The following is a 21,334-nucleotide window of genomic DNA, read 5'->3' as shown; positions in this document are numbered from 1 at the left end:
CGGAGGAGGGCAGAGGGGGGAAGGGGGTCGGGGATCGGGTAACACCTGCCCCCCCCATCACCGCGGTCAACCGCTCTTGCGTCGGAACTCGCGTCGCGTCTGCGGGGCGTTGGCGGCGTGGACGGCGGAGTCGCCGTCGAGGTGGGCCTCGCCCTGCCGGTGGTGCGCGTTCTTCTTCTCGAGCGCTTCCTTGAACTTGCGCTTCATGTCCTCCGAGGAGGAGGCGCCTTCTTCGGTGCTCATGCCCCCGAGCCTAGGGCACCGTCGTCGCGCGCGGGGAGTCGGCCGCGGCGTCGCGCGGCGACCCGGTCCACAGCGAGTCCGAGCGCCACGGCCACGACGATCGACACCGGCACCGCGACCAGCGGCCCGCCGGGGAGCACCGCGGCGATCAGGGCGCCGACCGCGGCCTGGTACACCGCCCACCCGGTCGCCGCGACGACCACCAGGGGGAAGTAGCGCAGGGGTCGCACACGCGAGGCTCCGGCGACGAGGTTCACCGCGAGCCGCGCGAAGGGCACGAAGCGCGCCGTGAACAGCACCGTGGCCGCGCCGCGGTCGAGGCGCCGTCTGGCGCCGTCCAGCGCCTGCCGCACGCGCGGCGCGCGCATCCACCGCCATCGCCGGGTCCCGACGAGCCGTCCGATCAGGTAGCAGCAGGCGTCACCGACGGCGGCGGCCGCGGCGGCGCACAGAACCACGGCCCAGAGCGGAGGACTGCCCGTCGTGACGGCCAGTGCGCCGAGTGCCGTCACCGCGATCTCGCCGGGGATCACGACGACGAACGCGTCACCCAGCACGAGCAGGCTCATGACCACGAGGCTCCACGGGCTCGCGAGCGCGTCGGCGAACAGATCGGTCGGCACGACGCCCAGCGTGCACGGCGCGGGTGAACGGCAACCGACGGGAAGCTGGCCGGTGACCCCCGGTCCAGCATCCGGTGAACATCTGGTGCACCGGGCCGTTTCCGGGCGGTGGCCGCTCGAGCCGCGGCCATCCTGTGGGTGTGAGAGTCGCGATCGTCACCGAGTCCTTCCTTCCGCACATGAACGGCGTGACCGGATCCGTGATGCAGATCCTCCGCCATCTCGAGCGCCGTGGACACGAGGCGCAGGTCATCGCGCCGGCGGCGGAGGGCATGCCGCGCGAGCTCCACGGCGCGCGGATCACGGCGGTGCCGAGCATGCCCCTTCCCGGCTACCGCGACGTGCGGGTGGGCGCGTCCGCTCCCGCGCGGATCATCGCGAGCTGGGCCGACTTCCGACCGGACGTGGTGCACCTGGCGTCGCCGTTCGCCCTCGGGTGGCGGGGCGTGCTCGCGGCGGAGCGGCAGGGAGTCGCCGCGGTGGCCGCGTACCAGACCGATGTCGTGTCCTACGCCGAGCGCTACCGCGTGGCCGCGACAGCGGGGATCGCGCAGGCACACGTCACCCGGCTCCACCGGCGGGCCACCCTGACGCTGGCTCCGTCTGCCGAGTCCGCCCGACAGCTCGCTCAGCTCGGCGTCGACCGCCTCCGCCGCTGGGGGAGAGGCGTGGACGCGGAGCGGTTCCATCCGACGCGCCGCGACCCCGCTCTGCGTGCACGGTGGGGTGAGCAGACCGTGATCGGCTATGTCGGGCGTCTGGCCCCGGAGAAGCAGGTGGAAGACCTGGCCGTGCTCGCCGGGATCCCCGGTACCCGTCTCGTCGTGGTCGGCGACGGCCCGAGCCGTGGGCGCCTGGAGCACCTTCTCCCTGACGCCCTGTTCCTGGGCCACCTCGACGGCGACGCGCTCGCCGCGGCCCTGGCGTCGTTCGACGTGTTCGTGCACCCGGGGGAGAGCGAGACCTTCGGGCAGACCCTGCAGGAAGCGCACGCGAGCGGCGTCCCCGTCGTCGCGACGGGGCGCGGGGGACCGCTCGACCTCGTACGCAGCGGAGTCGACGGCTGGCTCTACCCTCCCGGTGACCTGCGGGAGCTGCGCCGGCGCGTGGGCGAGCTCGCGGCCGATGCGCACACGCGGCGCGCGTTCGGCCGCGCCGGTCACGAGAGCGTCCAGGCGCGCAGCTGGGCGGCCGTCGGGGATCAGCTCCTCGGGCACTTCGCGGAGGCCGAGGAGCTGCACAGGACGGACGCGGCGGCGCGTGCCCGTCGGCTCGTGCGGCCCGAGCCCACGCCACCCGTGCCGCCGGCGCGCTGGCGCAGATACGTCGCGCTGGGCGACTCGCTGACGGAGGGACTGTGCGACCCGGGCGCGGATGGGGCGCTGCGGGGCTGGGCCGACCGACTGGCGCTGCTGCTCGCAGCGCGGGGCGGGTTGCACTACGCCAACCTCGCCATCCGGTCGAAGCGCGTGCAGGACGTCTGTGGGGAGCAGCTCGAGCGCGCGCTGGAGCTCCGACCCGACCTGGTCTCGATCCTCGTGGGCGCGAACGACCTCGTGAAGTACCGTGCCCCCGTGCCGACGCTCGCGGCACAGGTCGAGGGCGCGATCGTGCGACTGCGCGCCGGCGGCGCCGAGGTCGTGCTGGTGACGCCCTTCCTCCCCGGACGACGCGCGGCAGCCCTGTACGCGCGACGCTTCGCAGCTTTCGCGACCGCGCTCGCCGGGGTGGCCGCGCGGACCGGCGCCATCCTGATCGACACCGACCTGCACCCCGCGCTCGCGGAGCGACCGCACTGGGGGGAGGATCTCGTGCACCTCAGCAGTCGCGGGCACCGGTTCCTCGCCTATCGCGTCGGCGAGGTGCTCGGGGTGCCCCACGCCGAGGCCCTCGGCGCGCTCGACGCCGTGCTGCACGAGCACGAGTCGATCGGAGCCCGTGCGTGGTGGCGGCGGTACGCGCTGCCGTGGGTGTGGCGTCGCCTGCACGGGAGGGCCGCGGGTGACGGCCGCCGCGCCAAGCACGACGACTACGTCTACCTCGGTCGCTCGTCCGTCGAGCGCGGCGCGCCGGTGGGCTGAGCGCGGGGGTGGCGCTCAGCGACGACCCATGCCGCGGTACGTCCAACCGGCCGCACGCCACGCCGCGGCGTCGAGGCAGTTGCGGCCGTCGACCACGACTCGTCCGCGCACGAGCGACCCCGCATGCGCGGGGGAGAGCGCACGCCGGTACTCGTCCCACTCCGTCACGACCACCACGGCGTCGGCTCCGCGGAGGGCCTCGTCCCGGTCGCTCGTGTATCCCAGCTGCGGGTGCAGGGCCCTGGCGTTGTCGATCGCCGCGGGGTCGGTGACCACGACGTCGGCGCCGAGGCCGCGCAGGCGCACGGCGACATCGAGCGCAGGGGAGTCGCGCACGTCGTCGCTGAAGGGTTTGAACGCGGCACCGAGCACCGCGATCCGGCGGCCGAACACCCGTCCGGCGAGGGCGTCGACCACGAGCTGCACCGCGCGGTCTCTGCGGCGGAGGTTGATCGCGTCCACCTCGTGCAGGAAGCCCACGGCCTCGCGCCGACCGAGCTCCTCCGCACGCGCCGCGAACGCCCGGATGTCCTTGGGCAGGCAGCCGCCGCCGAATCCGATGCCGGAGCCGAGGTAGCGCGGCCCGATGCGCGTGTCGTGGCCGAGCGCCTCCGCGAGCAGGGCGATGTCGGCGTCCGCGGCCTCGGCGATCTCGGCCATGGCATTGATGAACGAGATCTTGGTGGCGAGGAAGGCGTTGGCCGCGCCCTTCACCAGCTCGGCGGTGGCGAGGTCGGTCGCGAGGAAGGGGGTTCCCGCCTCGATCGCGGCACGGTACACGTCGCGCAGGACCGCGACGGCGCGCTCGCCGGCTGCCCCGCTGTCCGCCCCCACCACGATCCGATCGGGGGTCAGGGTGTCGTGCACGGCCCAGCCCTCCCGGAGGAACTCGGGGTTCCACGCCAGCGTCGCTCCGCGGTCGTGCACGAGTCCGGCGAGACGCGCGGCGGTGCCGACGGGAACCGTGGACTTGCCCGCCACCACGTCGCCGGGGCGCAGGTGGGGGAGCAGCGCGTCGACGGCGGCGTCCACGAAGCGCAGGTCGGCGGCCGGGTCGTGCGGCTGCTGCGGCGTGCCGACGGCGAGGAAGTGCACGGTCGCGCCTGCCGCGTCCTCGATGCGGGTGCCGAAGCGGAGGCGCCCTGTCGCCCGACCCGACGCGAGGAGGTCGTCCAACTGCGGCTCGAAGAACGGGGCCTGCCCGCGGGAGAGCGCAGCCACGCGGCCCTCGTCGACGTCGACGCCGATCACCTCGTGTCCGAGGGATGCCATGGCCGCGGCGTGCACGGCCCCGAGGTACCCGCATCCGATCACTGACATGCGCATGGCCCCAGCAGAGCCGACGCCCTGGACGCACGGTCGACGGGAGGGTGAACACACCATGACCGGCGGGTGTCGACACTTTCGACGGCGAGAGCACGCGGGATCCGAGGACGTCGCTGGTAGGGTGGATCCGGTTGACTGCGGTCGACTGTACAACTTCACATCGACTCATGGAGCGATCGGCGGAGAAGCTGGTCCCCTGTGGTGGGTTCCTCGGCGTGGTTGTCGGGTGGCTTTCTACTGGTGGCCAGCGCAGGCGAGACTCGGGGAATCCCCGCGCGCCCGAACCCCACCGCATCCGCTCCTTCATGAACACCTCGCGCGTCACACGGGCCCGCGAGGCTAAACAAAGAAGGAGAGACCTCTTGGAAGGTCCTGAAATCACCGCCACCGAGGCCGTTCTCGACAACGGCCGCTTCGGCACCCGCACCATCCGCTTCGAGACCGGCCGCCTCGCGCAGCAGGCTCAGGGCGCTGTCGCCGCCTACCTCGACGGCGAGACCATGCTCCTCTCGGCCACCAGCGCGGGCAAGCACCCGCGCGAGGGCTTCGACTTCTTCCCGCTGACGGTCGACGTCGAGGAGCGGTCCTACGCCGCCGGCAAGATCCCCGGCTCGTTCTTCCGTCGTGAGGGTCGTCCCTCCACGGAGGCGATCCTGGTCTGCCGTCTGATCGACCGTCCGCTGCGTCCGTCGTTCGTCGACGGCCTGCGCAACGAGGTCCAGATCGTCATCACGGTCCTCTCGATCGCGCCGGGCGAGTTCTACGACGCGCTGGCGATCAACGCCGCGTCCGCGTCGACCCAGATCTCGGGCCTGCCGTTCTCCGGCCCCGTCGCCGGTGTGCGCCTCGCGTTCATCCCCGGCCACGGCGAGCACGCCGACCAGTGGGTCGCGTTCCCGACGGCCGAGCAGGTGTCGGAGGCCGTGTTCGACCTGATCGTCGCCGGTCGCGTTGTCACCAAGGCCGACGGCTCCGAAGACGTCGCGATCATGATGGTCGAGGCCGAGGCGACCGAGGGCAGCTGGAACCTGATCAAGGCGGGCGCCACCAAGCCCGACGAGACCATCGTGGCCCAGGGCCTCGAGGCCTCGAAGCCGTTCATCGCCCAGCTCGTGAAGGCACAGGCCGAGCTCGCCGCCACGGCGTCGAAGGAGCCGGGCGTCTACCCGGTCTTCCCGGCCTACAGCGATGAGGTCTACGACTTCGTGTCGGAGCGCGCGTTCGCCGAGCTGAGCGACGTCTACCAGATCGCCGACAAGACCGAGCGCCAGAACGCCGACGACGCCATCAAGGAGCGCGTCAAGGCCGAGCTCATCGAGGCCACCGAGACGGGCTCGCTCCCGGCCGCGGCCCCGCTGGAGTTCTCCGCCGCGTACAAGTCGGTCACGAAGAAGATCGTCCGCGGGCGCATCCTCACCGAGGGCACCCGCATCGACGGCCGCGGGCTGGCGGACATCCGCCCGCTCGACGCCGAGGTGCAGGTCATCCCGCGCGTGCACGGCTCTGCGATCTTCCAGCGCGGCGAGACCCAGATCATGGGTGTCACCACGCTGAACATGCTCAAGATGGAGCAGCAGATCGACTCGCTGTCGCCCACGACCAGCAAGCGCTACATGCACCACTACAACTTCCCGCCCTACTCGACCGGTGAGACCGGCCGCGTGGGTTCGCCGAAGCGTCGCGAGATCGGGCACGGCTTCCTCGCCGAGCGCGCCCTCGTGCCGGTGCTGCCGAGCCGCGAGGAGTTCCCGTACGCGATCCGTCAGGTGTCCGAGGCGCTGAGCTCCAACGGCTCGACCTCGATGGGCTCCGTGTGCGCCTCGACCCTCTCGCTGCTGAACGCGGGTGTGCCGCTGCGCGCTCCCGTCGCCGGCATCGCGATGGGCCTGGTCTCCGACGAGGTGAACGGAGAGACCCGTTACGCCGCGCTGACCGACATCCTGGGTGCGGAGGACGCGCTCGGCGACATGGACTTCAAGGTCGCCGGTACGAGCGAGTTCGTCACCGCCATCCAGCTCGACACGAAGCTCGACGGCATCCCGTCGTCGGTGCTCGCCGGCGCGCTGACCCAGGCCAAGGACGCCCGTCTGACGATCCTCAACGTCCTGAACGCCGCGATCGACGCTCCCGACGAGATGGCGCCCACCGCGCCGCGCGTCATCAGCGTGCAGATCCCGGTCGACAAGATCGGTGAGCTGATCGGCCCGAAGGGCAAGACGATCAACGCGATCCAGGACGAGACCGGTGCGCAGATCTCCATCGAGGAGGACGGCACCGTCTACATCGGCGCGACCGACGGCCCCTCGGCCGAGGCCGCCCGTGCCCAGGTGAACGCGATCGCCAACCCCACCAACCCGGAGGTCGGCGAGCAGTTCCTCGGCACCGTCGTGAAGATCGCCACGTTCGGCGCCTTCATCTCGCTGCTGCCCGGCAAGGACGGCCTGCTGCACGTCACCGAGGTGCGCAAGCTCGCCGGTGGCAAGCGCGTGGAGAACGTCGAAGACGTCCTCTCGGTCGGTCAGAAGATCCTCGTCAAGATCACGAAGATCGACGACCGCGGCAAGCTCTCGCTGGAGCCCGTGCTCGACGACGCCCCGGCCGCTGAGCAGGCGCCGTCGGACGAGGCCGCGGCGGAGTAACTCCGCCCGTTCGTCTGGAGCCCGGCTCTCTCCGCGAGGAGGGGGCCGGGCTTCGTCGTCGGCGATGTGATCAAAACGTTATCGGAAGTTTCCGCGCCGTTCCCCGGATTGGTCGGGACGTCGGCTGCGGTCGCATACCCTCGAAGTACGCACCGGGGGGTGCTAGTCAGGCAGCGAGGCAGGTCGGCACGCACCGATCGATGCGGGGGTGAGAGTATGCGGTTGTTCAGCGTAGGCGCAGGAACAGCGGCTGATCGCGCCGCGCAGGAACACGAGGACCACCCGTCCGCCCCCATCCCCATCGTCGGCCCCGGCGTCGGCGAGGCCATCCGGCTCCCGCTCGGGGAGACCGGCTTCGAGACCTTCCCGCTCATGCTCGGCGCCGCCGAGTTCGGGTGGAACGTCGACCTGGAGACCAGCCACGGCATCCTGGACCGCTACGCCGAGATCGGCGGGAACGCCATCCACACGGCCGACGGCTTCTCCGGTGGTCGCAGCGAGCACATCCTCGGACAGTGGCTGCGGTCGCGAGACCAGCGGGACCGGGTCGTGTTGAGCGTCCGCATCGGCGCTCACGCGGACAACCCCGGACTCGGCTCGGTCAACCTCGTCCGCGCCGTCGAGGGATCGCTGACGCGGCTGGGCGTGGAGCGCATCGATGTGCTGTACCTCGACGCGACGCTCGATGCGACGACCAACCTGGAAGACACGCTCGCGACGGTCGAGTGGCTGATGGAGGCCGGCAAGATCGGCGCCGTCGGTGCCTACGGACTGAGCCCGGAGCGACTCGTGGAAGCGCGCATCCTGGCCTCGGCCGGATACCCCCGCATCACGGTCATCGACGCGCCGTACAACCTCGTGCGGCGTCAGCCGTTCGAGGGCGACCTGCGGCTGGTGGCCGGAGCGCAGAACCTCGCGGTCACACCCTCGCACGCTCTCGAGCACGGCTTCTTGTCGGGGCGTCACCGCAACAAGGCGCTCACCTCGCGCGGCGTGCGCGGGGAACAGCTGCGCGGCCACCTCAACCGGCGCGGCATCAAGATCCTCCGTGCACTCGACCAGGTGGCCGAGGAGCTCGGGGTGCCCGTGGCCGCGGTCTCGATCGCCTGGCTCCTGGCGCAGCGCACGGTGACCGCGCCGATCGTGAACACGTTCGCGGCCGAGCAGGTGGACGAGCTCATGCAGGGTGCGGGTGTGGCACTGTCACGGAGTCAGGTGGCCGAGCTCTCCCGCGCGGGCAACTGAACGTCGACCCACCCGTGACATAGGGTGGAGGAGAGGTCCGGCGGGAGCTGGCGATGAAGCGAGCGAGCGAGTTGTGACGCACTACATATATCTGGTCAGACACGGTGAACATCAGGATGCCGAGCACGGCCTCGCCGACGGACCCCTGTCGCCGCGCGGCCAGCGGCAGGCGGAGCTGATCGCCGACCGCCTGTCCGGGCTCCCGCTCGATGCGGTCTGGCACTCGCCGCTCCTGCGGGCGAACGAGACGGCGAGGGCGATCGCCGGACGTCTTCCGTCGGTCGATCCCGAGCCGACGGCGCTCCTGTTCGACTGCGTGCCCACGGGCATGACGGAGGAGACGCCCTCGGTGTTCGAGCCGTTCTTCGGCTCCGTCACGGAGGCGGAGATCGAAGCCGGCCGCGCGCAGATGTCCGATGCGGTCAACGAGTTCCTGGTCCGCAAGACCGGCGAGGTGCACGAGGTGCTCATCACGCACAACTTCGTGATCTCGTGGTTCGTGCGCGAGGTGCTGGCGGCGCCGGAGTGGCGCTGGATGACGTTGAACCAGTCGCACTGCGGTCTCACCGTGATCGCGCAGAAGCAGGGGCGTCCGTGGACGCTGCTCACTCACAACGACACCGGACACCTGCCCGTGGAGCTGCGCACCGGGATCCCCGACGCGCTCCTCGTGTGACGCCGCGCCTCAGCGCGCCGCGGCTGCGGTCGCTCGCCCGGCCATAGGCTGGACGCATGACCACGAAGGTAGCCCTCGTCGGCGGAACCGGAAAGCTCGGGACGATCATCGGCTCGGCGATCGCGGAGCTCGACGGCTTCGCGGTGACCCGGGTCCTCGGTTCATCGAGCGATCTGTCGGAGTTGCAGGGGGCCGACCTCGTGGTGGATGCCTCCACGCCGCAGATCAGCGTCGACGTGGTGCGCACCGCGGTGGAGCAGGGCAGCAACGTGCTGGTGGCGACGTCGGGCTGGTCGGCCGAGCGCATCGCTCTGGTGCGTCCGCTGGTCGACGCGGCGGGGACGGGTGCGGTCTTCATCCCGAACTTCTCGCTGGGATCCGTGCTCGGCTCGGCGCTGGCCGCCGCTGCGGCACCGTTCTTCGGATCGGCGGAGATCATCGAGGCGCACCGCGAGACGAAGATCGATTCGCCCAGCGGCACGGCGGTCCGCACGGCCGAGCTGATCGCCGCGGCGCGGGCAGAGCAGGGTCCGGTCAGTGCGCCGCACGCGGATCAGCGGGCCCGCGGCCAGCAGGTCGCGAGCGTCCCGATCCATTCCCTCCGCCGTCCCGGCGTGATCGCGAAGCAGGAGGTGATCCTGTCGGGCCCTGGCGAGTCGCTCACCTTGACGCACGACACCACCGACTCGGCCCTCGCGTACGCCCCGGGCATCCGGCTCGCCGTGCCGTATGCCGCGTCGGCGACCGGGGTGGTCGTCGGGCTGGAGAACATGATCGACCTCGGTCTGCGCTCGTGATGTCGCGGATCGGCGTCGGCCTGATGGCGGCGGCGCTCCTGGTCTACCTGGCGGTGGCGGTGTGGCTGGCGGTGATGTTCATCTCCGTCGGCACCCCGGTGTCGATCGGCATGGGCATCACGCTCCTCGTGCTCGCCCCGCTCGGAGCCTGGGCGCTGGTCAGGGAGATGCTGTTCGGGTTCGGGGCCGACCGGCTCGGTCGGATCCTCGATGCCGAGGGGGGCATGCCGCCCGTAGAGACCGAGCTCACGCCCAGCGGCCGCCTGGCCCGGGCGGACGCGGATCCTCTGATCGCCCGCTACACCGAGGCCGCGGCGGCCGCTCCGAGCGACTGGCGCGCCCGCTACCGTCTCGGCGTGGTGCAGGACGCCGCCGGACGACGCAAGGACGCGAGGGCGAGCATCCGCGAGGCGATCAGGCTCTTCCGCGCCTGAACCCGACGTCGGATGCCCGCCGCCTGGACGATCAGGCGAGAGTGGCCTCGAGGGTGATGTCGATCCCGGCCAGCGCCTGCGACACCGGGCAGCCGGTCTTGGCACCCTCGGCGATCTCCTGGAACGCGGCCGGGGTCAGGCCGGGCACCACGGCGTTCACGTTGAGGTGGCTGCCGGTGATGCCGACACCGGGCTTGAACGTGACGGAGGCACTGGTGTTGACGCGCTCCGGGGGCGTGCCGTTCTCGGCGAGTGCGTGCGACAGCGCCATGCTGAAGCACGAGGCGTGGGCTGCGGCGATCAGCTCCTCCGGAGTGGTGGTGGTGTCGCTGCCTTCGCTGCGGGCCTTCCAGTCGAGCGGGAAGGTGCCGAGGTGCGACGACGAGAACGCGACCGTCCCCGATCCCTCGGTGAGCGATCCGGTCCACGTGGCGGCGGCTTCACTGGTGACGGGCATGGGGGTCCTCCGGTTCTCGCGCTGCGGGGTGAGCAGCGGCGCTCCGGGCCAGCCTATCGAGCCGCCGGTCGCCGGGGAACCGGGTCAGGCGGGCCTCGTGTTCCGTCCGAGCAGGCCGGTGCGCTGGAGGACCAGGTAGAGCTGGCAGCCCAGGCAGAACGAGAACGCGGCGTTCAGGAACGCGGCGACGAAGGCCGCCGCGGTGGCGACCGGCAGCGCCCAGGGGACTCCCGTGAGGTGCAGGACGAGGCCGACACCGACCACGACCAGCCCGACCCCCTGCGCGAACCGTGGAGGTCGCGGGTCCTCCAGCTCGGAGGGTGGCGGGAGGCGCGGGCGGACGACGCTGCGGAACAGCGCACCCCATGGCGCGGTCCGCGGTGACACGACGCTCCAGAGGAAGAGCAGAGCGATCACGAGCGCGACCAGGAAGCCGGGGTCGGTCAGTCGCTCGAGGGGCGAGGCGGTGACGATCGCCCAGTCGCCCGCGGGCTCGGTCCGGTGGGTGGAGACGCCGGTCAGCGCCAGGAACGTGGCGATGAGCAGCAGGACGCTGGTGATCGTCGCGGCGAACCGTGGTCCTCGCGGGTCGATGCCGGCGGGAGCGGACATGAGACCTCCGGGTGTGGTCACGCCGCAGCGACGGCGTCAGTGAGGGCGTGCCGCTGCGGCACGCCGTGGAAACGGGCGACGACCTCGCCACTGCCGTCCACCACGAGGGTGGTCGGGGTCTGCAGCACGCGGTAGCGGCTGGCGAGGTCGGGACGCGTGGTGAGGTCGATCTCGACGTGGCGCAGTCCGTCCTGTTCCGCGGCGTAGCTGCCCAGGAGTCGACGGACCTGTGGGCACTTCGCGCACAGCTCGGTGCTGAACTGCACGAGTGTCGCGCGTTGCCCGAGTGGAGTCCCCGCGTCGGCAGGATCGAACCGGACGACTCCGGCGCGGCGCTGAGCGCCCTCGCGGTGGCGCAGCACGGCGCCCGCGACGACCGCGGCGCCGAGCAGCACCGCCACGACGGCGAGGGCGAGCACGGGCGACATGCGTCGAGACTAAGCGCGCGCGAGTCATGCGGGCCCGCATGTTTCCGCGGATGACGCCCCGGCGGCACAGCGCAGATCCGCCCTCGGGGCGAGCGGGCCGGGTATCCTGACTCCCATGAGCGCCCCCGTCCCGACCCCGTACGAAGACCTGCTCCGCGACGTCCTCGAGACGGGGACGCACAAGAGCGATCGCACCGGCACCGGGACCACCAGCGTCTTCGGCCGTCAGATCCGGTTCGACCTCTCCCAGGGCTTCCCGCTGATCACGACCAAGCGCGTGCACTTCAAGTCGATCGCCTACGAGTTGCTCTGGTTCCTCCGCGGCGACTCCAACGTCGGCTGGCTGCAGGAGAACGGCGTGACGATCTGGGACGAGTGGGCGGACGCGGAGGGTGACCTCGGACCCGTGTACGGCGTGCAATGGCGTTCGTGGCCCACCCCGGACGGGGGCAGCATCGACCAGCTGTCCGAGGTGATCGAGCAGATCCGTCGCACCCCGGACTCGCGACGCCTGATCGTGTCGGCGTGGAACCCCGCCGCCATCCCGGACATGGCTCTCGCGCCGTGTCACGCCCTGTTCCAGTTCTACGTGGCCGACGGCAAGCTCTCCTGCCAGCTGTACCAGCGCAGCGCCGACATGTTCCTCGGCGTGCCCTTCAACATCGCGTCCTATGCCCTGCTGACGATGATGATCGCGCAGCAGGTCGGGCTGGAACCGGGCGACTTCGTCTGGACGGGCGGCGACTGCCACGTGTACGACAACCACGTCGACCAGGTGCGCGAGCAGCTGACGAGGGAGCCCTTCCCGTATCCGACGCTGCGCTTCGCCCGCACCCCGGAATCGATCTTCGACTACCGCTACGAGGACTTCGTGGTGGAGGACTATCAGCACCACGCGCCGATCAGGGCGGCGGTGGCGGTATGACCTGGGTCGGGCTGATCTGGGCGCAGGCCCACGGCGGGGTGATCGGCGCCGAGGGCGGCATGCCGTGGCACGTTCCCGAAGATCTGGCGCACTTCAAGGAGATCACGCACGGAGCGCCCGTGATCATGGGGCGCAAGACCTGGGATTCGCTGCCCGAGCGGTTCCGGCCGCTCCCCGGGCGCGACAACCTCGTCGTCACGCGCCAGCAGGACTGGGCGGCGGACGGGGCCTCCCGTGCCGCGACCGTGGCCGAGGCCGTGCGCGGCCGCGACAGGGTGTGGATCATCGGAGGGGCGGAGATCTTCCGCCAGGTGATCGGCGACGCCGACAGGCTCGAGGTCACCGAGATCGACCTCGACGTCGACGGCGACGCGTTCGCGCCTCCGACGACGGGGTGGCGGCTCGTGGACGAGGGGGAGTGGCAGACCTCGCGCACGGGCGTGCGGTATCGCTTCCTGGGATACGAGCGCTGATGCCCACCGCACTCATCACGGGAGCCAGCGCCGGCCTCGGCGCGGAGTTCGCGCGTCAGCTCGCCCGACGTCGGGGAGACCTCATCCTGGTCGCCCGCTCGGCCGACGCGCTCGAGGCCCTCGCGGCGGAGCTGCGCAGCGAGTATGGCGTCGCGGTCGAGGTGCTCGTCGCCGACCTGTCGGAGGAGGAGGGCGTCTCGCGCGTCGCCGAGCGCCTGCGGGACACGTCCGATCCGGTCGATCTGCTCGTGAACAACGCCGGCTTCGGACTGCCGTTGCAGTTCGCGGACAACGACATCGACGACGAAGTGCGGCACCTGCGCGTCCACGTGGAGGCATCGATGCGCCTCATGCACGCCGCACTCCAGAGCATGCGCGGCCGCGGAGGACGCATCATCAACGTCGCGTCGGTCGCCGGGTTCATCTCCCGGTCGACATACTCGGCATGCAAGGCGTGGCTGATCGGCTTCAGCCGCTGGGCGAACGCGGAGTACGCGCGCGACGGCGTGACGGTCACGGCGCTCTGCCCCGGCTTCACGCACACGTCCTTCCACGAGCGCATGGGCCTCGCGGCGGGGCAGGAGGGGGTTCCGGGTCTCCTGTGGCTCGACGCCCCGTCGGTGGTGCGCACCGGTCTTCGCGATGCCGCCCGTGGGAAGCCCGTGTCGATCCCGTCCCTCCGCTACAAGGTCGTTGTCGCGGTCGCCCGCGTGCTCCCGCAGTCGCTGACCTCCGCCGTGGCGCGGCGCGGGCGCGTCTGACGGTCTCAGCCGAAGCGTCCGAGCCGGATGCCGGCCAGGGCGAGGGCGGCGATGGTCTCTCCATCGGTGATCCGTCCATCCGTGATCATCGCGAGGGCGTCGGCGAACGGCACCCACGAGACCGACTCGATGCCCTCCTCGGCCCGGGTGCCGGTCGCTTCGTCCACACGACGGATCGCGCGTGCCAGGAACACGTGCTCCGTCGCGACGGCGATCCCGTTGAGGGCGTTCATGGTGCCGAGCTCGGTCCAGTCGTCGGCCGTGTGACCGGTCTCCTCGAGGAACTCGCGGCGGGCGGCCACGAGCGGTTCTTCGCCGTCGGTGCCCCCCGCAGGGATCTCGAGCGACGGCCCCACGGTGTACCGGTCAAGAGTGACGAGGCAGACGCGGTCGTCGGCGTCGACCGCGACCACGAACACGGCGGGGTGCTGCATCTCGACGACGCCGTAGATCCCTCGGCCGCTCGGACCGGTGACCTGGTCCTCGCGTACGCGGATCCAGGGGTTCTCGTAGGCGAGGCGCGACGCGTGCGTGATCCATCCCATGGCGTGAGCCTAGGCGGCGCGGTCCGCGGCCGCGCCACGTGACCCGATACGCTGGTGTCATGACGCACTCGGGCAACCCTTTCGGACAGGTTCTCGTCGCGCTCGTCACTCCGATGACGGCCGACGGCGAAGTCGACTGGCCCGCCGTCGAGAAGCACATCGATGACGTGATCACCGCGGGAGCGGACGGCATCGTCGTGACGGGAACGACCGGCGAGACCTCGACCCTGACGGACCCCGAGAAGCTGAAGCTGGTCGAGGTCGGCAAGTCGGTCTCCGCCGGCCGCGCCAAGATCATCACCGGCGGTGGATCGAACGAGACCGCGCACGCGATCGAGCTCTACAAGGCCAGCGAGAAGGCCGGTGCCGACGGCATCATGATCGTCACGCCGTACTACAACAAGCCGACGCAGGCCGGTATCCTGACGCACTTCCGCCTCGTCGCGGACGCCACGGACCTTCCGGTCATCCTGTACGACATCCCCGGTCGTACGGGCGTTCCGATCAAGTACGAGACGATCCTCCGCCTCGCGAAGCACCCGAACATCCTCGCCGTGAAGGACGCCAAGGGAGACTTCTCCGAGGTGAGCCGCGTGCTCAACCAGACCGATCTGATGTACTTCTCGGGCGATGACGCGAACGTCCTGCCGCATCTCGCGATCGGTGCGACAGGGCTCATCGGGGTCACGGCCAACATCACGGCCACGCCCTACCGCACGATCGTGGATGCGGTGAACCGGGGCGACCTCGCCACCGCCACCGCCGAGCACAAGCGCCTCGAGCCTCTGGTGCGCGCCGTCATGACGCACGTCCCCGGCACGGTCGCGGCGAAGTACATCCTGCACGGGCTCGGTCGCATCTCGAGCCCGCGCGTCCGGCTGCCTCTGGTGGGCCCGGAGGAGTGGGAGGCCGCGCTGATCGAGGACGAGCTCGATCTGGTCGCCGGGGTTCCCGGTGCGGACTTCTCGAACTTCCGTCCCGACCGCAACGCGGCCGCGGGCGGCGCCCTGCCGAAGGTGCACGGCACGACGCGCTGAGTCGCGTCCCCATGAACGAACGGACGCGCGAAGTGTCCGACTGAGGAGACAGCATGTCCATTCCCCTGGCCGAACCGTACGCTCTCGACGAAGGAACGCTGCGGGTCATCCCGGTCGGCGGCCTCGGCGAGGTCGGCCGCAACATGACCGTGTTCGAGTACGACGGCAAGATCCTGATCGTCGATTGCGGCGTGCTGTTCCCCGAGGAGCACCAGCCCGGCGTCGACCTGATCCTGCCCGACTTCGAGCCCATCCGCGACCGTCTCGACGACATCGTCGGCGTGGTGCTCACGCACGGGCACGAGGACCACATCGGCGCCGTGCCGTACCTGCTGCGCCTGAAGAGCGACATCCCCCTGATCGGCTCCGGCCTGACGCTCGCGCTCGTCGAGGCGAAGCTCAAGGAGCACCGCATCAAGGCGTTCACCCTCACCGTCAAGGAGGGGCAGAAGGAGAGGGTCGGGCCGTTCGACCTCGAGTTCGTGGCCGTCAACCACTCCATCCCCGACGCACTCGCCGTCGCGATCCGCACGCCGGCGGGCATGGTGCTCGCGACGGGCGACTTCAAGATGGATCAGCTGCCGCTGGACGGCCGCATCACCGACCTGCGCGCGTTCTCGCGGCTGGGGGAGGAGGGCGTCGACCTCTTCCTCGTCGACTCCACGAACGCCGACGTCCCCGGGTTCACCCCGACCGAGCGCTCGATCGGGCCGGTCCTCGACCAGGTCATCGGCAAGGCCCCGCGCCGCGTCATCGTCGCCAGCTTTTCCAGCCACGTGCACCGCGTGCAGCAGGTGATCGACGCCGCGCACGCGCACGGACGGCGCGTCGCCTTCCTCGGTCGCAGCATGGTGCGCAACATGACCATCGCCGAGCAGCTCGGCTACCTCAAGGTGCCCGCGGGCGTGCTGATCGACTTCAAGAAGGCCCGCGACCTGCCCGACGAGCAGATCGTCTACATGTCGACGGGGTCGCAGGGCGAGCCGATGGCGGTGCTCAGCCGCATGGCGAACCTCGACCACGCGATCGAGGTGAGCGAGGGCGATACGGTCATCCTCGCCTCGAGCCTCATCCCTGGCAACGAGAACGCGGTCTACCGTGTGATCGACGGTCTCACGAAGCTCGGCGCGAACGTGGTCCACAAGGCGAACGCGCGGGTGCACGTGTCCGGCCACGCGGCGGCGGGCGAGCTGCTCTACTGCTACAACATCCTCAAGCCGAAGAACGTCCTCCCGGTGCACGGGGAGTACCGCCACCTGATCGCCAACGCCAAGCTCGCCCAGGACACGGGCATCCCGGAGGAGAACACGATCATCGCCTCCAACGGCACCGTGATCGACCTCAAGGACGGCGTGGCCCGCGTGAGCGGACAGCTCGATCTCGGGTTCGTGTATGTGGACGGCTCCACGGTGGGCGAGATCACCGACGCGGATCTGAAGGACCGGCGGATCCTGGGCGAGGAGGGGTTCATCTCGGTCATCGTCGTGGTGGACGCGGCGACCGGTCGCATCATCTCCGGCCCCGAGATCCACGCCCGCGGCGTGGCGGAGGACGACTCGGTCTTCGACGACGTCGCGCCGAAGATCGTCGCCGCGCTCAAGGAGGCTTCGGGCAACGGCGTGCGCGACACGCACGCCCTCTCCCAGGTCGTGCGCCGCACGATCGGCCGCTGGGTCAACCAGAAGCTCCGTCGCCGTCCGATGATCGTGCCCCTCGTCATCGAGGCCTGACCCCGGATAGCCGCGGAAAGCCGGGTCATTGCACGGAGATGTCGGCTGTTGGACGTAGCGTGGGAGCATGGCCAGGAGCACCACGAAGACCGAGCGCGCGTCGACGACCGCGTCGTCGCGCCCCAAGCGGCAGTCGGCTTCCAAGGCGGCGCCGGCACCCAAGAAGTACGTCGACGAAGCGGACAAGCCTCCGGTCGCCGTCCGCGCCTGGAACGGCCTGGCGCACGCGGTCGGCGGTCTCTTCCGTGCGTTCGGGCCGGAGACGCTCGAGAAGGACGACCGTCGCGACGGCTTCCCGTTCTTCCTGGTGATCCTGGCGGTGCTGGGCGCCGTCAACGAGTGGTTCTTCATCGGCAACGAGATCGCGGCGAACATCAGCGCCTATTCGGTCGGTCTGTTCGTCGGCCGGGTCGCGTTCATCATGCCGGTGCTGTTGCTCCTCCTGGCCGGCTGGCTCTTCCGGCACCCGTCCTCCGTGCACGACAACGGGCGCATCGGGATCGGCTTCGGCCTGTTCGTGCTGGCGCTGTCGGCGATCTTCCATGTGGCCGGACCGCGGCCCCATCCGAACCAGGGGATGCCGGCTCTGAGCGAATCGGGCGGTCTCCTCGGCTGGCTCCTCGGACAGCCGGTCTCCTACCTCACCGACATCCCCGCCTACGTGCTGCTGTCGCTGCTGGTCGTCCTCAGCATCCTGATCCTGACCAAGACTCCGCCGAACCGCATCGGTTCGCGTCTCGGCGACCTCTACGCGTGGATGTTCGACGCGGAGCGCCCGGAGAAGCCGACGAAGGACGCGGCGGCGATCGACGAGGCCGACAAGGTCGACGATCCCGACGTGCTGCCCTGGTGGCGCCGGAACAAGACGGGCCGCGAGGAGGATCCGGACGAGGGGACGCTCGGTTCCGACGACATCACGGCACTGCTCACCACGAACGAGCCGACGCCCGCGTACGACCAGGCGATCACGGTCGCCAATCCTTCGGAGGCAGCCACTGAGGTGCTCTCCGACGTCCGGTCCATCGCCGACTCCCTCGCTGAGCAGCAGACCACGGCCCTCCTCGACGACGAGTCCGACACGGGCGAGATGCCCGAGCTCCCTGGGCTCGACGGCTTCGGTACCGAAGGGCCGGGGGAGCGGGGGCCACAGGCTCCGGTCGCTCCGTACATCCTTCCGTCGCCCGGCGTGCTCTCCGAGGGGCCGCCCTCGGTCGCGCGTTCCGACGCGAACGACCGCATCGTCGAGCAGATCACCAGCGTCCTCGACCAGTTCAAGGTCGACGCGAAGGTCACCGGCTTCTCGCGCGGCCCGACGGTCACGCAGTACGAGGTCGAGGTCGGTCACGGCGTCAAGGTCGAGAAGATCCTGCAGCTCAGCAACAACTTCGCCTACGCCGTCGCCTCGAACGACGTCCGCATCCTCTCTCCGATCCCTGGCAAGAGCGCGATCGGCATCGAGATCCCGAACACCGACCGGGAGACGGTGGCCCTCGGCGACGTGCTACGTTCCGCCGCAGCGCAGAAGAGCACTCACCCGCTCACGATCGGCGTCGGCAAAGACGTCGGTGGCAACTTCGTCGTCGCGAACCTCGCCAAGATGCCGCACCTCCTCGTCGCCGGCTCCACCGGCTCGGGTAAATCGAGCTTCGTGAACTCGATGATCACGAGTCTGCTGATGCGCGCTCGCCCGGCGGATGTGCGCATGGTGCTGATCGACCCGAAGCGCGTGGAGCTCACGAGCTATGCCGGGGTGCCGCACCTGATCACGCCCATCATCACGAACCCGAAGAAGGCGGCCGAGGCGCTGCAGTGGGTCGTGAAGGAGATGGACATGCGGTACGACGACCTCGCGTCGTTCGGCTTCCGTCACATCGACGACTTCAACCGTGCCGTCCGCGCCGGTGAGGTCGAGGTGCCGGTCGGCAGCGAGCGGGTTCTCAAGCCGTACCCGTACCTGCTGGTCGTCGTTGACGAGCTCGCCGACCTCATGATGGTCGCCCCTCGTGACGTCGAGGACTCGATCGTGCGCATCACGCAGCTCGCTCGCGCGTCCGGCATCCACCTGGTGCTCGCCACGCAGCGTCCGAGCGTCGACGTCGTCACCGGTCTCATCAAGGCCAACGTGCCGTCCCGGCTCGCGTTCGCGGTCACGAGCGTCACCGACAGCCGCGTGATCCTCGACAGCCCCGGCGCCGACAAGCTGATCGGTCAGGGAGACGCGCTCTTCTCGCCGATGGGCTCGTCGAAGCCCTTCCGCCTGCAGGGTGCCTGGGTGGACGAGAAGGAGATCGACGCCGTCGTCAAGCACGTCACGCGTCAGGCTCGACCGGAGTACCGCGCCGATGTGCAGGAGGCGATGGAGCCGAGCAAGAAGAAAGAGGTCGACGAGGACATCGGCGACGACCTCGAGCTCCTCCTCGCCGCGGCCGAGCTCATCATCTCGTCGCAGTTCGGATCGACGTCGATGCTGCAGCGCAAGCTCCGTGTCGGGTTCGCGAAGGCCGGCCGGCTCATGGATCTGCTCGAGTCGCGTGAGGTCGTCGGCCCGTCGGAGGGGTCGAAGGCCCGCGACGTGCTGGCCACCCCGGAGCAGCTGCCGCAGGTCATGGCTCGCCTTCGCGGCGAGGACGTGCCCGCGTCCGCTCCGAGCGCCGGCGCACCGGCCGCCGCACCTCCGTCGCGCGAGCGCGACCCGATCGCGGGGCAGTACGACGGGCTTCCGGTCGTGGAGGCGGAAGGCGATGAAGACGCCTGGGGCCTGACGGGACGCGACTGATGGCCATTCCCCGGCAGCTCCCCAACGCGATCACGGTGGCGCGGATCCCGCTCGCGGTGGTCTTCTTCGTTCTCCTGCTCCTCGGTGGCACCTATGGAATCCCGGATCCGGTGGTGCGTTGGATCGCCGGCATCCTCTTCATCGTGGCCATCTCGACCGACTGGGTCGACGGGTATCTCGCGCGTCGCTACGACATTGTGAGCGACTTCGGGAAGCTGTGGGATCCGATCGCCGACAAGCTCCTCACGGGGGCCGGCTTCATCGGGCTGGCCATTCTGGGCGAGGTCAACTGGTGGATCGTGATCGTGATCCTCGTCCGCGAGTGGGGTATCACGATCCATCGTCTGGTGGTCGCGAGCGAGCATGTCGTCGCTGCCGCCTGGATGGGCAAGATCAAGACCGCGTTCCAGGGCGTGGCCCTCGGCTGGGCGTTGTTGCCGCTTCACGTGTGGATCGGTCTCGGTCCGTGGACGACCATCACCTTCGTGCTCATGCTGATCGTGCTCGTCCTCACGGTGGTCAGCGGAATCGACTACATCGTGGCGCAGGTACGCGGTTCGCGACAGCGGTCATGACGTCGTTCACCCCTGAGATGGTCGTGGGCGCCCTGCGCGCGCGCGGCTGGACGCTCGGGGTCGCCGAGTCGCTGACCGGCGGCGCGGTCTGCGCGGCGCTGGTCGCCGTTCCCGGAGCCTCCGTCGTTCTCCTCGGCGGCGTGGTCGCGTATGCGACGCCGGTCAAGCATTCGCTGCTCGGGGTGGACGCCGAGCTGCTCGCGACACAGGGACCCGTCCATCCCGAGGTGGCGCGGCAGATGGCCGAGGGGGTTCGCCACGCCGTCGCCGTCGACGGACGGTCGGCGGACGTCGGTATCTCCACCACCGGGATCGCCGGGCCGCAGTCGTCGGACGGTCAGCCGGTCGGGACCGTCCATCTGGGCGTCGTCACTCCGGAGGGCACTCGCACGGAGGCGTTCGTCTTCGACGGCGACCGAGCGGCGGTGCGCGCGCAGTCGGTGGCGATGCTGGTGCGAATGCTGGCTGAGGCGGTCGGGGAATACGAGCCGACAGCCGAAGGTTGATACCGATGTGCTCACATTCAAACCACAGAGTGCAAGGGTAGATTCTGTGCAGGCCAGGAGGGCTAGACTGGCTGTCTCTTCGAGGGGAACCTCGATCGAACACATGGGGAGGAGGTTCCGATGATTCTTGTACGACAGGAAATCGGCGATGTGCTGAGGGACTTCCGCTTGCAGAAGGGGCGCACCCTCCGGCAGGTCGCAAGCAAGGCGTCCGTCGCGCTCGGCTACCTCAGCGAGGTCGAACGCGGACAGAAGGAGGCGTCGAGCGAGATCCTCGCCTCGGTCGCGGAGGCCCTCGACGTTCCCATCTCCACCATCATGCGCGAGGTCGGGGATCGCATCTCCGTCCTCGAGGGCATCCAGGTCTTCCCCGACGTCGTTCCCGACGATCTGGTCGCCTCGGTCGAGCCCGAGCTCTCGCTGCACTGACCACTCGGCCGGGTGA

General features: G+C 70.2%; 22 protein-coding genes. 15 read left to right on the top strand and 7 right to left on the bottom strand.

Annotated features, from left to right (window positions below; all coding sequences use genetic code 11):
- Positions 1-66: 66 nt before the first annotated feature.
- Both ACWGQ1_RS06145 and ACWGQ1_RS06140 read right to left on the bottom strand, forming a co-directional pair.
- Positions 67-243, bottom strand: coding sequence for a DUF5302 domain-containing protein (locus tag ACWGQ1_RS06145; protein WP_168387276.1), 177 nt, complete (start codon positions 241-243; stop codon positions 67-69).
- On the bottom strand, positions 240-866 hold the full coding sequence (locus ACWGQ1_RS06140) for a DedA family protein (RefSeq protein WP_240745438.1): 627 nt from the start codon (positions 864-866) through the stop codon (positions 240-242). The genes ACWGQ1_RS06145 and ACWGQ1_RS06140 overlap by 4 nt, the downstream gene beginning before the upstream one ends.
- Before the next feature lie 140 nt (positions 867-1,006).
- Between ACWGQ1_RS06140 and ACWGQ1_RS06135 the strand changes: the two genes are divergently transcribed.
- Positions 1,007-2,947, top strand: coding sequence for a GDSL-type esterase/lipase family protein (locus tag ACWGQ1_RS06135; protein WP_452312541.1), 1,941 nt, complete (start codon positions 1,007-1,009; stop codon positions 2,945-2,947).
- Positions 2,948-2,962: 15 nt separating this feature from the next.
- Here ACWGQ1_RS06135 and ACWGQ1_RS06130 read toward each other — a convergent pair whose 3' ends face one another.
- Complete coding sequence (locus tag ACWGQ1_RS06130; protein ID WP_452312540.1) at positions 2,963-4,273, bottom strand: nucleotide sugar dehydrogenase; 1,311 nt, start codon at positions 4,271-4,273, stop codon at positions 2,963-2,965.
- Between the two features lie 362 nt (positions 4,274-4,635).
- Between ACWGQ1_RS06130 and ACWGQ1_RS06125 the strand changes: the two genes are divergently transcribed.
- From ACWGQ1_RS06125 to ACWGQ1_RS06105, 5 genes are all read left to right on the top strand, one after another.
- On the top strand, positions 4,636-6,912 hold the full coding sequence (locus ACWGQ1_RS06125) for a polyribonucleotide nucleotidyltransferase (protein ID WP_452312539.1): 2,277 nt from the start codon (positions 4,636-4,638) through the stop codon (positions 6,910-6,912).
- Positions 6,913-7,128: 216 nt separating this feature from the next.
- Positions 7,129-8,157, top strand: coding sequence for an aldo/keto reductase (locus tag ACWGQ1_RS06120; RefSeq protein ID WP_136035041.1), 1,029 nt, complete (start codon positions 7,129-7,131; stop codon positions 8,155-8,157).
- 73 nt (positions 8,158-8,230) lie between these two features.
- A complete protein-coding gene (locus tag ACWGQ1_RS06115) occupies positions 8,231-8,833 on the top strand; it encodes a histidine phosphatase family protein (RefSeq protein ID WP_136035039.1) in 603 nt (200 codons plus the stop codon).
- Between the two features lie 56 nt (positions 8,834-8,889).
- On the top strand, positions 8,890-9,630 hold the full coding sequence (dapB, locus tag ACWGQ1_RS06110; RefSeq protein WP_136036713.1) for a 4-hydroxy-tetrahydrodipicolinate reductase: 741 nt from the start codon (positions 8,890-8,892) through the stop codon (positions 9,628-9,630).
- On the top strand, positions 9,630-10,064 hold the full coding sequence (locus ACWGQ1_RS06105; RefSeq protein ID WP_136035035.1) for a hypothetical protein: 435 nt from the start codon (positions 9,630-9,632) through the stop codon (positions 10,062-10,064). The genes dapB and ACWGQ1_RS06105 overlap by 1 nt, the downstream gene beginning before the upstream one ends.
- A gap of 31 nt (positions 10,065-10,095) precedes the next feature.
- Here the strand turns inward: ACWGQ1_RS06105 and ACWGQ1_RS06100 are convergent, their stop codons facing one another.
- The 3 genes from ACWGQ1_RS06100 to ACWGQ1_RS06090 form a co-directional block, all read right to left on the bottom strand.
- Positions 10,096-10,521 carry an OsmC family peroxiredoxin gene (locus ACWGQ1_RS06100; protein WP_136035033.1) on the bottom strand — a complete coding sequence of 142 codons (426 nt, stop codon included), beginning with the start codon at positions 10,519-10,521 and terminating at the stop codon, positions 10,096-10,098.
- An 84-nt stretch (positions 10,522-10,605) separates the two neighbouring features.
- Entirely contained in the window at positions 10,606-11,133 is a 528-nt protein-coding gene (locus tag ACWGQ1_RS06095; RefSeq protein ID WP_136036714.1) for a DUF4395 domain-containing protein, read from the bottom strand.
- Positions 11,134-11,150: 17 nt separating this feature from the next.
- Positions 11,151-11,561, bottom strand: coding sequence for a thioredoxin family protein (locus ACWGQ1_RS06090; RefSeq protein ID WP_136036715.1), 411 nt, complete (start codon positions 11,559-11,561; stop codon positions 11,151-11,153).
- A gap of 115 nt (positions 11,562-11,676) precedes the next feature.
- Between ACWGQ1_RS06090 and ACWGQ1_RS06085 the strand changes: the two genes are divergently transcribed.
- The 3 genes from ACWGQ1_RS06085 to ACWGQ1_RS06075 are packed head-to-tail and all read left to right on the top strand — an operon-like array spanning position 11,677 to position 13,720.
- On the top strand, positions 11,677-12,486 hold the full coding sequence (locus ACWGQ1_RS06085) for a thymidylate synthase (RefSeq protein ID WP_136036716.1): 810 nt from the start codon (positions 11,677-11,679) through the stop codon (positions 12,484-12,486).
- Positions 12,483-12,959: a dihydrofolate reductase gene (locus tag ACWGQ1_RS06080; RefSeq protein WP_136036717.1), complete on the top strand. Its 477-nt coding sequence runs from the start codon at positions 12,483-12,485 to the stop codon at positions 12,957-12,959. The genes ACWGQ1_RS06085 and ACWGQ1_RS06080 overlap by 4 nt, the downstream gene beginning before the upstream one ends.
- Complete coding sequence (locus ACWGQ1_RS06075) at positions 12,959-13,720, top strand: SDR family NAD(P)-dependent oxidoreductase (RefSeq protein ID WP_136036718.1); 762 nt, start codon at positions 12,959-12,961, stop codon at positions 13,718-13,720. Before ACWGQ1_RS06080 ends, ACWGQ1_RS06075 begins: the two co-directional genes overlap by 1 nt.
- 5 nt (positions 13,721-13,725) lie before the next feature.
- On the opposite strand, the gene ACWGQ1_RS06070 is transcribed toward ACWGQ1_RS06075, so the two are convergent.
- A complete protein-coding gene (locus tag ACWGQ1_RS06070) occupies positions 13,726-14,265 on the bottom strand; it encodes an NUDIX domain-containing protein (protein WP_136036719.1) in 540 nt (179 codons plus the stop codon).
- A gap of 59 nt (positions 14,266-14,324) precedes the next feature.
- Between ACWGQ1_RS06070 and dapA the strand changes: the two genes are divergently transcribed.
- From dapA to ACWGQ1_RS06040, 6 genes are all read left to right on the top strand, one after another.
- Positions 14,325-15,302 (top strand): 4-hydroxy-tetrahydrodipicolinate synthase, encoded by a 978-nt coding sequence (dapA, locus tag ACWGQ1_RS06065; protein WP_136035020.1) that lies wholly within the window; start codon positions 14,325-14,327, stop codon positions 15,300-15,302.
- Positions 15,303-15,355: 53 nt separating this feature from the next.
- Positions 15,356-17,032, top strand: coding sequence for a ribonuclease J (locus ACWGQ1_RS06060; RefSeq protein WP_136036720.1), 1,677 nt, complete (start codon positions 15,356-15,358; stop codon positions 17,030-17,032).
- A gap of 67 nt (positions 17,033-17,099) precedes the next feature.
- The gene (locus tag ACWGQ1_RS06055; RefSeq protein WP_452312538.1) at positions 17,100-19,808 is read left to right on the top strand and encodes a DNA translocase FtsK 4TM domain-containing protein; all 2,709 of its coding nucleotides are present in this window, start codon (positions 17,100-17,102) and stop codon (positions 19,806-19,808) included.
- Positions 19,808-20,383 carry a CDP-diacylglycerol--glycerol-3-phosphate 3-phosphatidyltransferase gene (pgsA, locus tag ACWGQ1_RS06050; RefSeq protein WP_136046159.1) on the top strand — a complete coding sequence of 192 codons (576 nt, stop codon included), beginning with the start codon at positions 19,808-19,810 and terminating at the stop codon, positions 20,381-20,383. The genes ACWGQ1_RS06055 and pgsA overlap by 1 nt, the downstream gene beginning before the upstream one ends.
- Complete coding sequence (locus tag ACWGQ1_RS06045; protein WP_452312537.1) at positions 20,380-20,889, top strand: nicotinamide-nucleotide amidohydrolase family protein; 510 nt, start codon at positions 20,380-20,382, stop codon at positions 20,887-20,889. Before pgsA ends, ACWGQ1_RS06045 begins: the two co-directional genes overlap by 4 nt.
- 120 nt (positions 20,890-21,009) lie before the next feature.
- Positions 21,010-21,318 (top strand): helix-turn-helix domain-containing protein, encoded by a 309-nt coding sequence (locus tag ACWGQ1_RS06040; protein WP_136036724.1) that lies wholly within the window; start codon positions 21,010-21,012, stop codon positions 21,316-21,318.
- Positions 21,319-21,334 lie beyond the last annotated feature (16 nt).

It is taken from the genome of Microbacterium sp. NPDC055599 (genome assembly GCF_053618975.1).
The sequence above is the reverse complement of the archived record's forward strand: the minus strand, read 5'-3'. Positions and strand labels throughout refer to the sequence as shown.